Raw genomic sequence first — 11,494 nt, forward strand, 5'->3', positions numbered from 1 at the left:
CCCCCAAGAAGAGGTTCACTATGGTCAATCGCATGCAATTCTACATCGACGGCGCCTGGGTCGATCCCGCGGTCAAGAAGTCCACCGCCGTGGTCAATCCGGCGACGGAAGAGGCGATGTACGAGGTTGCGCTGGGCTCCAAGGCCGACGTTGACAAAGCCGTCGCCGCCGCCAAGCGCGCGTTCGTGACGTTCTCCCAGACCAGCCGTGACGAGCGCGTCGCGCTGCTCACCAAGGTCATCGAGATCTACAAGGGCCGCCTCAAGGAGATCGGTGCCGCCGTCTCGGACGAGATGGGTGCGCCGCTGCCGATGGCCGAAAAGCTGCAGGCCGGCGCCGGCCTCGGCCACCTCATGACCACGCTCGACGTGCTCAAGAACTATCATTTCGAGGAACCGGTCGGCACCGCCATGGTGCTGCGCGAGCCGGTCGGTGTGGTCGGCATGATCACGCCCTGGAACTGGCCGCTCAACCAGATCGCCTGCAAGGTCGCGCCCGCGCTCGCCGCCGGCTGCACCATGATCCTGAAGCCGTCGGAGTTCACCCCGACCTCGGCCTTGATCTTTGCGGAAATCCTCCATGAAGCCGGCGTGCCGAAGGGCGTGTTCAACCTCGTCAACGGTCTCGGCCCCGAGGTCGGCGCCGCCATGAGCGAGCACCCCGACATCGACATGATCTCCTTCACCGGCTCGACCCGCGCCGGCATCGACGTGGCCAAGCGTGCGGCACCGACCGTGAAGCGCGTCAGCCAGGAGCTCGGCGGCAAGTCGCCGAACGTCATCCTCGAAGGCGCCGATCTCACGAAGGCGGTGACCGGCGGCGTGATGCACATGTTCAACAACTCCGGCCAATCCTGCAACGCGCCCTCGCGCATGATCGTGCCGGCCTCGAAGATGAAGGAAGTCGCCGCGATCGCGAAGGCTGTCGCCGACAAGACCAAGGCGGGCGATCCGCGCGCCGAAGGCACCACCATCGGTCCCGTGGTCAACCGCGGCCAGTGGGACAAGATCCAGGGTCTGATCAAGAAGGGCATCGACGAAGGCGCAACGCTCGTCGCCGGCGGTCCGGGCCTGCCCGAAGGCGTCAACAAGGGCTTCTATGTCCGTCCCACCATCTTTGCCGACGTCACCCCTGACATGACCATCGCCCGCGAAGAAATCTTCGGACCGGTGCTGACGATCATCGGCGCCAAGGACGAAGCCGAAGCGGTGCACATCGCCAACGACACGCCCTATGGGCTTGCCGGCTACGTTACGGGCGCTTCCGTCGAGGACGCCAAGCGCGTCGGGCGGCAGATCCGCGCCGGCAACGTCAATCTGCAGGGCGTGCCCAACGATCGCAGCGCACCGTTCGGCGGCTACAAGCAATCCGGCAACGGCCGCGAGTGGGGCAAGTACGGCCTCGAGGACTTCCTCGAAGTGAAGGCCGTCGCTGGCTTCAACGCGGCGTAGGCGTTACTGCCTGGGTGAACATGACGCCGGAGCGGGACACCGCTCCGGCGTTTTCTATTCTCTTACGGTTGCCCCCTGTGCTTTCAGGCGGCACCACCCCGGGTAGTCCGTCACAATTTCGAAGAAATCGTCATGATAAATGAAACCCAACTCTGTCAGGCGTGCGCTCATCGCTTTCAGGGCTTCGCGCCCGAAATGCGGACCGAACGACAATAGGTCGTCACTCTGATCAAGCGGTTGATCGACCTCCAGAGTCTTCAACAGATTATCTAAGGCAATCGCTCTCTCGACCAATGCTGCTCGACGTACAACTAGGCCATATTCGCCCGTAATGTTGATCCAACCTTTGCCGGTCATGGAGAATCCTGAGAGGGGTCTGAAGCTGCGACGACTATCCCCCGACCGCGCCCTGCGTGTTCACATACAACGCGTAGATCGACTGGCTCGCGGCCATGAACAGGCGGTTGCGCTTGACGCCGCCGAAGCAGAGATTGGCGCAGCGTTCGGGCAGCGCGATGCGGCCGATCATGACGCCGTCGGGCGCGAACACCACCACGCCGTCGAGCTCGGGATCGCCCATGCCCCAGCCGCACCAGAGATTGCCGTCGATGTCGCAGCGCATGCCGTCCGGCGTGCCCGGGCCGGCGTCGATGTGGACGCGCTTGTTGGAGATGGTGGTGCCGTCAGGCGAGACGTCATAGGCGAGGATTTTCCGGTTCGGCACGCCGCGTGATTCCACGACGTAGAGGATTTTCTCGTCCGGCGAGAAGCACAGGCCGTTGGGCCCGAGCACGCCTTCGGCAACGATGGTCGCCTTGCCGGTCGTGGGATCGAACCTGTAGACGTTCGGCTCGATCTCGGGCTCGGCCTTGTAGCCCTCGTAATTGCCGAGCAGGCCGAAGGTGGGATCGGTGAACCAAACCGCGCCGTCGGACTTCACCACGACGTCGTTCGGCGAGTTGAGCTTCTTGCCGCCGAACGAGTCCATCAGCACGGTGATGCTGCCGTCATATTCGGTTCGGGTGACGCGTCGCCCGCCATGCTCGCATGTGACGAGCCGACCCTGCCGATCCCGGGTGTTGCCGTTGGCGAAATTGGAGGGCTTGCGGAACACCGAGACCGCACCGGTCTCCTCTTCCCATTTGACGATGCGCTGGTTCGGAATGTCGCTGCACAGGAGATAGCGCCCGTCGCCGAACCACACCGGACCCTCGGCCCAGCGCAGGCCGGTCGTCAGCCGCTCCACCGCCGAGAGTTTCAGCCAGTATTTTTCGAAGCGGGGATCGAGTGCCTTTATCGCCGGATCGGGATAGTAGCTCGCCGGCCGCCAGCCTGGCCGCTCCTGGGGATGGGACGATGCCTCATTCATGTCGGTTCTCTCGTTTCGTTCCCTCTGGACAATCCTGCTATCATTAGAGACATGTGACCGCAAATTGGTTGCCAAAGGCGAGGAAAGACATGGCGCGCATCTTGATGACGGGAGCTTCGGGCGGGATAGGAACGCGTCTGCGAAAACTGTTGCCGCCGATCTATCCGGACCTGTTGCTCAGCGACATCCGCCCGCCCGCCGATCTCGGCCCCAACGAACAATTCAAGGCGGCGGACCTCTCTGACCTGGCGCAGTGCGAGGCGATCTGCGAGGGCGTCGACGGCATCATCCATTTCGGCGGCTATTCGGTCGAAGGTCCCTGGAACGACATCCTCCAGGCCAACATCATCGGCGGCTACAATCTGTTCGAGGCCGCGTATCGCAAGGGCGTCAAGCGTGTGGTGTTCGCCTCCTCGAACCATGCCGTCGGATTCTATCCCCGCCACCACAAGATCGGCACCGACGTGACCCCGCGCCCCGACGGCCGCTATGGCGTCAGCAAGGTATTCGGCGAAGCGGTCGGCGCGCTCTATGCTGACAAGCATGGCCTGAAGGTGACTTGCCTTCGCATTGGCAATTTCGGCGACGTGCCGCTGGACCATCGCCGGATCTCGATCTGGCTGAAGCCGGAAGATCTGGTGCAGCTCTGCCGGATCGGGCTCCAGCATCCCGACATTCATTTCGAGATCTTCTACGGCGTGTCCCTGAACGAGCGTGCCTGGTGGGACAACCACCGCGCCTACGAGTTCGGTTACCGTCCGACGGGGCGCTCCGAGGATCATGTGGCACATGCGATGGCCGAGCAGGCCAAGCTGAAGCCCGATCCGGTCGGCGATCACTATCAGGGCGGCGCGTTCTGCAGCAACGAGTTCGACGGCGACACAAGTCGCATCATCGATTGGACCAAGCGGTAGGAGCGCATTCGCAAATCCAGGGCGTCGGAATCGACGCCCTAGCCAACGCGTTTGCCGGCCTGGGCCGCGATGGGCCTCTGTACAAAGTACATCAGGATCAGGGAAATCACCGCCGTCGTCACGACGACGTATCCCAGCCGGTCGAAATGCCGGAGCGTACCGTCGGCGTCCTGCGCGATGAGTGCGGCGGCGAGCACGGAGCCGAGCCCGCCGGAGAGCTGTTGCAGCGACGCGCCGACCGCGCTGAAGGAGCCGCGTTGCGCCGGCTCGGGGATTGCCGAAATCAACGCCTGCGAAGGAATCATGCGGGAGAAGATGCCGACGAACATCAGGACGTTGACCAGGATCGCGACCGTCAGGCTCACCTCGCCGAGATGGGTGTAGATCAGCACCATCACGATGGACATGGCGCTGCCGAAGACGAAGGTGGGGTATTTGCCGAAGGCATCGCTCGCGCGTCCCACCAGCGGGCCGATGACAATGCTGAACAGGCCGGAGACGAGATAGATCGTCGGCAGATGCACGATGTCGATGCCGAGATTGTGCACGGTGTAGGCGCTGCCGAACGGCATCAGCATGTAGCCGCCGGTCGCCAGCAGGGTCGTTACCGAAAACGCCATCCAATAACGCGGCTGCGAGACCGTGGCGATCAGATGCCGGAACGGATTTCGATCCTGCTTCAGCCCGAGATGGCCGTTCACCGGCTTCATCAGGAGCATCACTGCGGTCATCCCGATTACCGACAGTCCGACCAGCGCGCCGAACGCGACGTGCCAGTTCCACTGGTTGGCGAGGAAAAGACCGGCCGGGATGCCCAGCACCTGGCTAGCGGCGAAGGCGGTTTGCACGAAACCCATGACGCGGCCGCGCAATTGCAGCGTGAACAAATCGGTGACGATGGCGAGCACGACCGAGCCGATCACGCCGCCGAACAGGCCGGTCACGATCCGCCCCAGCAGCAACAGATGATAGTTGGGCGCGATCGCGCACAGCATCGTGCCAAGGGTGAAGCCGGCGTAGAAGAACAACAGCAGCCGCTTGCGATCAAACCGGTCGGCAAAGCCGGCCGCCAGGATACCGGAAATCCCCGCGCTGAACGCATAGGCCGAGACCGCCACGCCGAACTGAGCGGCCGAAATATCGAGCGCCGGCATCATGATGGCGCCGAGCGGCGACATGATCATGAAATCGATGATGATCGTGAACTGGACCAGCGCCAGCAGCGCAACGAGGATCGCCTGGTAGCGCGAAAAGCCTCGGGATGGCGCTTGCCGCTCGGCGATCGGCTCCGTCAGGGTTTGTTCGGTCATGGCATTTCATTTGGGAGGGAGTGGAGGAGGACGCGCGACGTGGCGCCGGAGCCCGGCCCATATTTATTTCCGGCTCTGCGAAATTTCGATGGCTTGACAAACAGTTTTAGTGTCCGTCCCGCCGTGGTGCCTCGATTCACACGGGGCGAGCGACGCAAAGGCCTGAGCCTCGCTTTGGCCGTTCCGGCCATTGATCCAGATCAACGTTGCTCTGGCCGTCTGGCTCTCGATTTTGCGAGACCGCAATTCGGCAATCGGTGCCTCGATCACGGCTCAACGGCGGCAGCGCGAGTCAGGACAATGAAAATCGAATTGCCAGCCGCCGTACTGCTCACGCTGTTCATGTCGGGACCGGCGCGAGCCGCGATGCTCGGCGACGCCGAGGCGACGTTTCTCGACCAGCTCGTCACCGCATCCGCGGTGCTCGAACAACGATGTGTCGGCTACGAGGTCAATGGTGCCGGCAGTGTACAGCTCGGCGCCCGACTTCTCGGCAGCACGGATGCCGCGATGGCGATGATCGACGCCTATGCTGCAGCCATCAAGGCCCGCGATGGCGAGAGCTCCGATCCCGGTAAATTCCGCCCCGAAGTGTCCGACGCTGCCGGCAAAACGTTCAGGCGCGTCCGGACCGATCTGATCAGAAACCCGAAGAGAGCATGCGCCGACTATGGCGATGCCAGCGTGGATCGCGGTCTGCTGAGGCGGTACTGAACCTGGACTTGAGGGATTCAGATCTGCGCAAACGAAAGGGCCGTCTCGAAAGACGGCCCTTGGTTGTTATTCGACGATCTCAACGATCCGGTGGGTTCGCGGTTCGACCAGAACCGTGCGACCGTTCACCACCGTGTAACGATACTCACGGGCGCCGTACTCGGGCGGCACCTCGTAATAGGTCACGCCCTCTTCCGGAAGAACCGCCCCGACTCTCACATCCTCGCGGTACTGATATGAGGGCCGCCGCTGTTCGACGACGTAGGAGTGAAAGCGAGGACGTTGATCGACACCAAGGACTCCCGCCACGCCGCCAACGACTCCGCCGACGACGCCACCCACAACTGCACCGACAGGCCCTGCCGCTCGCTCACCATCCCGCGCACCGCGTTCGACGCCTCCGGGAACGCCCTGGGCCTGGGTCGTTACGGGAAGCAGGACGGCGACGGCAACAGCGGCGGCTCCGACTAAACGGCAAATCATGGCAGCTCCTATGGTGGGGGATTGGTGCAAGACCAAGTACCAAGCCGACCATAGGTTCCCCGGAAGTTGTGGACTGCGGGCGTTATTGCCCGAATGGGCTCGTGCGGCCTGCAATTGCGGGCAATCCAGCGCGCCCTTACCGCGTGAACTGCACCACCGCGAGAAGCGAACGTCTCCCATCTATGAACGCGGGCCCTCCTGTTCGGCTCGCTCATCCCCAATCCGCGCCAGGTAATCCTTCTTGCTGAACTGCATGTGATCCACACACAGCTGCGCCAGCGCCCAGCTGTCGCGGCCCTTCAACAGCTCGATCATGAGCTCGTGCTGGCGGCGCGATTGTGCCAGCCCGTCGCTGTCGGCGAGATTCTTGGCGCGCATCGGCAGGGTCAGGTTCATGTAGTGCTGCAGCGAGCGCACCAGATATGGATTGCCGCAGGCCGAGAACAGCGCGAGGTGGAAGGCGTCGTTGGCTTCATGGATGCCGCGCAGGTCCTGCAAATCCGCTCTCGCGCAATATTGCCGCTGCAATGCAGAGAGCTCGTCGACCAGGCCTTGCTGTGCGGGCAGGGGGATCATCAGCGCCGCCTGCCGGGTCAGCATCTCCCGGACCTCGTAGATCTGCCGGACCTCTTCGGCCGAATAGAACCGCACGGTGGCGCCGACATTCTTCTCGCGGCGGACGATGCCCCGGCGCTCCGCATCCACCAAGGCCTGCCGCACGAAATGGCGCGAAGTGCCGTAAGCCGACATCAGCGCGTCCTCTGTGAGGCGCGCGCCTGGCGCAAGTCGGCCGAAGATGATGTCCTCTTCGAGCCGCGCGACGATGTCGTCCGGATCGTCGCGCCGGACCATCGTGGCGTCTGCGATGTGAATGTCGGACATGCCCTCGGCCTCCCGGCGCTTGGCCGGTTCGTCCTGTGGAGCAGGGAAGGCCCTGATTGTCAATAATCTGGTCTCCCACCAGCGCGCAACACGGGTAAATGGCAGGATGACGTCTGTCTTATTGACAATCAAGGGGCAGTCTGTAGGACAATGACCCGGTAATGGGAGTGGTATGATGACGAGTGGGTTGCGCAAAGGGCTGACGAGCTATGGCGATGCCGGCTTCTCGCTGTTCCTGCGCAAGGCGTTCATCAAGGCCATGGGCTATTCCGACGACGCGCTGGAGCGTCCGATCGTCGGCATCACCAACACCTATAGCGACTACAATCCCTGCCACGGCAACGTCCCGCAGATCATCGAGGCCGCCAAGCGCGGCGTGATGCTGTCGGGCGCGATGCCGTTCGTGTTCCCGACGATCTCGATCGCGGAGAGTTTTGCGCATCCGACCTCGATGTATCTGCGCAATCTGATGGCGATGGACACCGAGGAGATGATCCGCGCGCAGCCGATGGATTCGGTGATCGTCATCGGCGGCTGCGACAAGACTCTTCCTGCGCAGGTGATGGCGGCGATCAGCGCCGACCTGCCGACGGTGGTCATCCCCGTTGGCCCCATGGTGGTTGGTCATCACAAGGGCGAGGTGCTGGGCGCCTGCACCGATTGCCGTCGCCTCTGGGGCAAGTATCGCGCCGGCGAAATGGATGATGTCGAGATCGAGGCGGTGAACGGCCGCCTTGCGCCGTCGGTCGGCACCTGCATGGTGATGGGCACCGCCTCCACCATGGCCTGCATGATCGAGGCCATGGGCCTGTCGCTGCCGATGAGCGCGACGATTCCCGCCCCGCATGCGGAGCGCTTTCGCCTTGCCGAGGCGAGCGGCAGGGTGGCCGCCGAGATGGCCAAGACCAAAGGTCCGAAGCCGAGCGAGGTGCTGACGCCGGCATCTTTTAAGAATGCCCAGGTCGTGCTCCAGGCGATCGGCGGCTCGACCAACGGCCTGATCCATTTGACCGCGATGGCACATCGTTCGCCACACCGGCTCGACCTCGGGGTGTTCGACCAGATCGGCCGCGAGGTGCCGGTGCTGGTCGATCTCAAGCCGTCCGGCGAGCATTACATGGAGCATTTCCATCACGCCGGCGGCGTGCCGAAACTGCTGGCGCAACTCGGCGATCTCGTCGATCTCGATGCCAAGACGATCACCGGCCAGACGCTGCGCGATATCGCGGCGAACGCGGAAGACGTGCCCGGCCAGGACGCGATCCGTCCGCGGGACAATCCGATCAAGAAGGAAGGTGGCCTCGCCGTGCTGCACGGTAATCTCGCGCCGCGCGGCGCGGTTATCAAGCAATCCGCCGCGAGCCCAAAGCTGCTGCAACACACGGGCCGTGCGGTGGTGTTCGAATCGGTCGAGGATATGACGCTGCGGGTGGACGATCCCGATCTCGACGTCACGGCCGATGACGTGCTGGTGCTGCGCAACGCCGGTCCTAAGGGCGCGCCCGGCATGCCGGAGGCGGGCTATCTGCCGATCCCGAAGAAGCTCGCGCGCGCTGGGACCAAGGACATGGTGCGCATTTCGGATGCGCGCATGAGCGGCACCGCATTCGGCACCATCGTGCTGCACATCACTCCGGAATCCGCCGTCGGCGGCCCGCTGGCGCTGGTGAAGAACGGCGACATGATCCGGCTCGACGTCGCCAAGCGCAGCATCGAGCTTCTGGTGGATGCTACCGAGCTGGAACGGCGGCGTACGGCATTGAAGCCCGCGGCTGCGCCGGATGAGGCGCGGCGCGGCTATGCGTGGCTGTTCAACGAGACCATCATGCAGGCCGACGAGGGCTGCGATTTCGATTTCATGCAAAGGACTGGGAATAAGACTGAGCAGAAAACTAAGAGAGGGTGACCAACCACCCGGAAGCGTAGCCCAGACCGCTAAAGCGGCGGGCGTTAAAACAGGGGGAAACGATGATCGCACGATCCATGCCAAGATTCTTACATCGGCTGGCGGCAACGGCCGCAATCCTGTTCGTCACGGGCGCATCTGCGCAGGAGGTGAAGCATTATCGCTTCGCCTACGACCAGCCGCGCAATACCGGCTACTCCATCGCGGGCGACCTCTTTGCCGAAAAGCTCAAGGAATTGAGCAAAGGCACCATGATCATCGATCAATATCCGGGCGCGCAGCTCGGGCAGGAGCCGCAGGTGCTCCAGCTCGTGAAGGCGGGCGACGTCGAGTTCTCGATCATCTCCTCGGCGAACACCGCGACGATCTCGCCGCAAGCGGGCGTGATGTCGTTGCACTTCCTGTTCCGCGACGAGAACCACGTGGTCAAGGGTCTGGCCGATCCAAAAGTGTTCGAGGCGCTCAAGACCATGATCGACGAGACCACACAGGGTCTGCACGTCATCGCGACCGGCTCGCAGGGCGTGCGCCACATGTACTCGAAGAGGGAGATCCACAATGTCGGCGACATCAAGGGCCTGAAGATCCGGGTGCAGGCGACTGCGACCGAGGACACCATGTTCCCAGCCTACGGCGCCCAGACCGTGCACATGCCGTTCGGCAGCGTCTACACGAGCCTGCAGACCGGCGTCGTCGACGTCGCCGAGAACAGCATCAACGTCTACCTCGTCAACAAGCACTACGAGGTCGCGCCGGTCCTGAACATCACCGAGCACGAAGCCAACAACGCGCTGGTGTTCATCTCGGACAAGCTCTGGCAGAGCCTGTCGGCCGAGCAGAAGAGATGGGTCCAGGCGGCGGGGAACGAGGTCAGCTCCAAGGAGCCGCAGAAGGCCTTCGACCTCGAACGCACCGCGGCAGAGAAGCTGAAGAAGATGGGCGTGAAGATCGTCGACAACGTCGACAAGAAGACCTTCACGGCGATCGCCGATCCCTATCTCGATAAGCTCGCCAAGGAGCTCGGCCCGCACGCCGAGAAGATCAAGGATTTGATCCGCTCGATCAACTAGGCCGCGTACCGTTGCCTCCGCGTCGTCCCGGCGAAAGCCGGGACCCATACGTCGCGGCGGCGCTTGGGGCAGGATAGCCGCCAGCTTGCTTTGGCCACACGCAGCTGGGGGTATGGGTCCCGGCTTTCGCCGGGACGACGGGGATAGTGATGACCATCGCCGACAAACTGCTGGTGGAACGCCAACGTCACCTCAAATGGCGCGGGCTGGACTGGCTCGAGCTCGCCTTGATGATCCTCTGCGGCGTGCTCTGCTTCGGCTTCTCGCTGTCGGTGACCGCCGACATCGTCACCCGTACCATCGGCCATCCCTGGCTCTGGCTCCAGGAAGTGACCTCGACGCTGTTCATCTATGCGATTTTCGTCGGCACCGCGGCCGCGACCCGGCGCAACGACCACCTCTATCTCACCGCGATCTCCGAGGCGATGCACGGCACGCCGCGTCTGATCGTCGAAGTCATCATCCGGATCGTGGTGCTCGGCGTCGCCTTCGGCCTGATCTTGTACGGATATCAGAACTATCTTCGCGGCTTCGGCAGTTTTCGCCTGCCGTCGGGCACGCCGATCGCCTCGCTCTACGCGATCATCCCGCTGTCGGGCGTGCTGGTCGGCCTGTTCACCATCGAGCAGCTCGTCAACGGTCTGCGCAACGGCTTTGACCACCCCGAGCCACCCGAAGAGGATGACGGGGCGCCTGTTATCACCGACGCGCAGATGAGGGCGCAGCCGTGAGCGCACCCCTTGTTCTGGCGTTGATGACGGTCTGCTTCCTGTCGTTCGGCTATCTCGGCGTGCCCGTGCCGTTCTCGCTGATGGCCGGTGTCTTCATCGGCGCGCTGCTGTCGGACGTCTCGCTCGCCGCAATCATCCAGAAAATCTTCGACGGCGTCGATTCCGAGGCGCTGCTGGCGATCCCCTTTTTCCTGCTGGTCGGCGAGCTCATGAGCTCGGCCAATGTGGTGGTCCGGATAGCCAACCTCTCGGTGTCGCTGGTGGGGCACATCAGAGGTGGCCTGTCGCAGGTCGTGGTGGTCTTCAGCATGTTCTTCTCGGAAATGTCGGGCTCGACCACGGCCGACGTCGCTGTGATGAGCCGCGCTCTGGGCGGCCCGATGAAGCGCGAGGGTTACGAGCCCGCCTTCATCGCCGCGATCATCGCATCCGCATCGACCATCGCGGCGCTGGTGCCGCCGAGCATCACCGCGGTGGTCTATGGCGCCGTCGGCAATGTCTCGATCGCCGGCCTGTTCATGGCAGGCGTCGTGCCGGGCCTGATGATCGGCTTCGGGTTGATGATCTACTGCTATTTCTTCGGCCCGTCCGGCCTGCGCAAGCCGCGCGCGCCGCTGCGGCAGGTGGTGTTCGCGGCGGGCGATGCGGCGCTGCCGCTGATGAT

At 63.4% G+C, this 11,494-nt stretch carries 12 protein-coding genes; 7 read left to right on the forward strand and 5 right to left on the reverse strand.

The genetic code is table 11. From position 1 onward, the window contains the following. The first annotated feature begins 20 nt into the window (after positions 1-20). Complete coding sequence (locus IVB32_RS34065; RefSeq protein ID WP_085352131.1) at positions 21-1,451, forward strand: aldehyde dehydrogenase family protein; 1,431 nt, start codon at positions 21-23, stop codon at positions 1,449-1,451. Between the two features lie 54 nt (positions 1,452-1,505). On the opposite strand, the gene IVB32_RS34070 is transcribed toward IVB32_RS34065, so the two are convergent. Both IVB32_RS34070 and IVB32_RS34075 read right to left on the reverse strand, forming a co-directional pair. Next, the gene (locus IVB32_RS34070; RefSeq protein ID WP_247300270.1) at positions 1,506-1,808 is read right to left on the reverse strand and encodes a hypothetical protein; all 303 of its coding nucleotides are present in this window, start codon (positions 1,806-1,808) and stop codon (positions 1,506-1,508) included. A 34-nt stretch (positions 1,809-1,842) separates the two neighbouring features. Continuing rightward, positions 1,843-2,820 carry an SMP-30/gluconolactonase/LRE family protein gene (locus IVB32_RS34075; protein WP_018457077.1) on the reverse strand — a complete coding sequence of 326 codons (978 nt, stop codon included), beginning with the start codon at positions 2,818-2,820 and terminating at the stop codon, positions 1,843-1,845. Between the two features lie 89 nt (positions 2,821-2,909). Between IVB32_RS34075 and IVB32_RS34080 the strand changes: the two genes are divergently transcribed. Further along, positions 2,910-3,734 (forward strand): NAD(P)-dependent oxidoreductase, encoded by an 825-nt coding sequence (locus IVB32_RS34080; RefSeq protein ID WP_247367068.1) that lies wholly within the window; start codon positions 2,910-2,912, stop codon positions 3,732-3,734. Positions 3,735-3,772: 38 nt separating this feature from the next. Here the strand turns inward: IVB32_RS34080 and IVB32_RS34085 are convergent, their stop codons facing one another. Next, the gene (locus IVB32_RS34085) at positions 3,773-5,044 is read right to left on the reverse strand and encodes an MFS transporter (RefSeq protein ID WP_247367055.1); all 1,272 of its coding nucleotides are present in this window, start codon (positions 5,042-5,044) and stop codon (positions 3,773-3,775) included. A 300-nt stretch (positions 5,045-5,344) separates the two neighbouring features. Between IVB32_RS34085 and IVB32_RS34090 the strand changes: the two genes are divergently transcribed. Beyond that, positions 5,345-5,758: a hypothetical protein gene (locus IVB32_RS34090; protein WP_018457074.1), complete on the forward strand. Its 414-nt coding sequence runs from the start codon at positions 5,345-5,347 to the stop codon at positions 5,756-5,758. Between the two features lie 66 nt (positions 5,759-5,824). On the opposite strand, the gene IVB32_RS34095 is transcribed toward IVB32_RS34090, so the two are convergent. Then, positions 5,825-6,241: a DUF1236 domain-containing protein gene (locus IVB32_RS34095; RefSeq protein WP_026233295.1), complete on the reverse strand. Its 417-nt coding sequence runs from the start codon at positions 6,239-6,241 to the stop codon at positions 5,825-5,827. Between the two features lie 180 nt (positions 6,242-6,421). Then, positions 6,422-7,123, reverse strand: coding sequence for a GntR family transcriptional regulator (locus tag IVB32_RS34100; RefSeq protein ID WP_247300268.1), 702 nt, complete (start codon positions 7,121-7,123; stop codon positions 6,422-6,424). A 175-nt stretch (positions 7,124-7,298) separates the two neighbouring features. Here IVB32_RS34100 and IVB32_RS34105 point away from each other — a divergent pair, with 175 nt between their 5' ends. The 4 genes from IVB32_RS34105 to IVB32_RS34120 all read left to right on the forward strand — a co-directional run. Continuing rightward, positions 7,299-9,029 carry an IlvD/Edd family dehydratase gene (locus tag IVB32_RS34105; RefSeq protein ID WP_247300266.1) on the forward strand — a complete coding sequence of 577 codons (1,731 nt, stop codon included), beginning with the start codon at positions 7,299-7,301 and terminating at the stop codon, positions 9,027-9,029. 62 nt (positions 9,030-9,091) lie between these two features. Continuing rightward, positions 9,092-10,099: a TRAP transporter substrate-binding protein gene (locus IVB32_RS34110; RefSeq protein ID WP_204510592.1), complete on the forward strand. Its 1,008-nt coding sequence runs from the start codon at positions 9,092-9,094 to the stop codon at positions 10,097-10,099. A 149-nt stretch (positions 10,100-10,248) separates the two neighbouring features. Then, positions 10,249-10,830 carry a TRAP transporter small permease gene (locus IVB32_RS34115; RefSeq protein WP_247300264.1) on the forward strand — a complete coding sequence of 194 codons (582 nt, stop codon included), beginning with the start codon at positions 10,249-10,251 and terminating at the stop codon, positions 10,828-10,830. Beyond that, the coding region (locus IVB32_RS34120; RefSeq protein ID WP_247412821.1) for a TRAP transporter large permease subunit at positions 10,827-11,494 on the forward strand (668 nt) is incomplete at its 3' end. The genes IVB32_RS34115 and IVB32_RS34120, both read left to right, overlap by 4 nt.

This window comes from Bradyrhizobium sp. 23 (assembly GCF_023073295.1).
Taxonomy (GTDB): Bacteria; Pseudomonadota; Alphaproteobacteria; order Rhizobiales; family Xanthobacteraceae; genus Bradyrhizobium; species Bradyrhizobium canariense_D.

Bases quoted from the DNA above. Each gene is read 5' to 3' on its own strand.
- IVB32_RS34065 (WP_085352131.1), top strand. From the start codon at position 21: ATGGTCAATCGCATGCAATTCTACATCGACGGCGCCTGGGTCGATCCC.
- IVB32_RS34070 (WP_247300270.1), bottom strand. From the start codon at position 1,808: ATGACCGGCAAAGGTTGGATCAACATTACGGGCGAATATGGCCTAGTT.
- IVB32_RS34075 (WP_018457077.1), bottom strand. From the start codon at position 2,820: ATGAATGAGGCATCGTCCCATCCCCAGGAGCGGCCAGGCTGGCGGCCG.
- IVB32_RS34080 (WP_247367068.1), top strand. From the start codon at position 2,910: ATGGCGCGCATCTTGATGACGGGAGCTTCGGGCGGGATAGGAACGCGT.
- IVB32_RS34085 (WP_247367055.1), bottom strand. From the start codon at position 5,044: ATGACCGAACAAACCCTGACGGAGCCGATCGCCGAGCGGCAAGCGCCA.
- IVB32_RS34090 (WP_018457074.1), top strand. From the start codon at position 5,345: ATGAAAATCGAATTGCCAGCCGCCGTACTGCTCACGCTGTTCATGTCG.
- IVB32_RS34095 (WP_026233295.1), bottom strand. From the start codon at position 6,241: ATGATTTGCCGTTTAGTCGGAGCCGCCGCTGTTGCCGTCGCCGTCCTG.
- IVB32_RS34100 (WP_247300268.1), bottom strand. From the start codon at position 7,123: ATGTCCGACATTCACATCGCAGACGCCACGATGGTCCGGCGCGACGAT.
- IVB32_RS34105 (WP_247300266.1), top strand. From the start codon at position 7,299: ATGACGAGTGGGTTGCGCAAAGGGCTGACGAGCTATGGCGATGCCGGC.
- IVB32_RS34110 (WP_204510592.1), top strand. From the start codon at position 9,092: ATGATCGCACGATCCATGCCAAGATTCTTACATCGGCTGGCGGCAACG.
- IVB32_RS34115 (WP_247300264.1), top strand. From the start codon at position 10,249: ATGACCATCGCCGACAAACTGCTGGTGGAACGCCAACGTCACCTCAAA.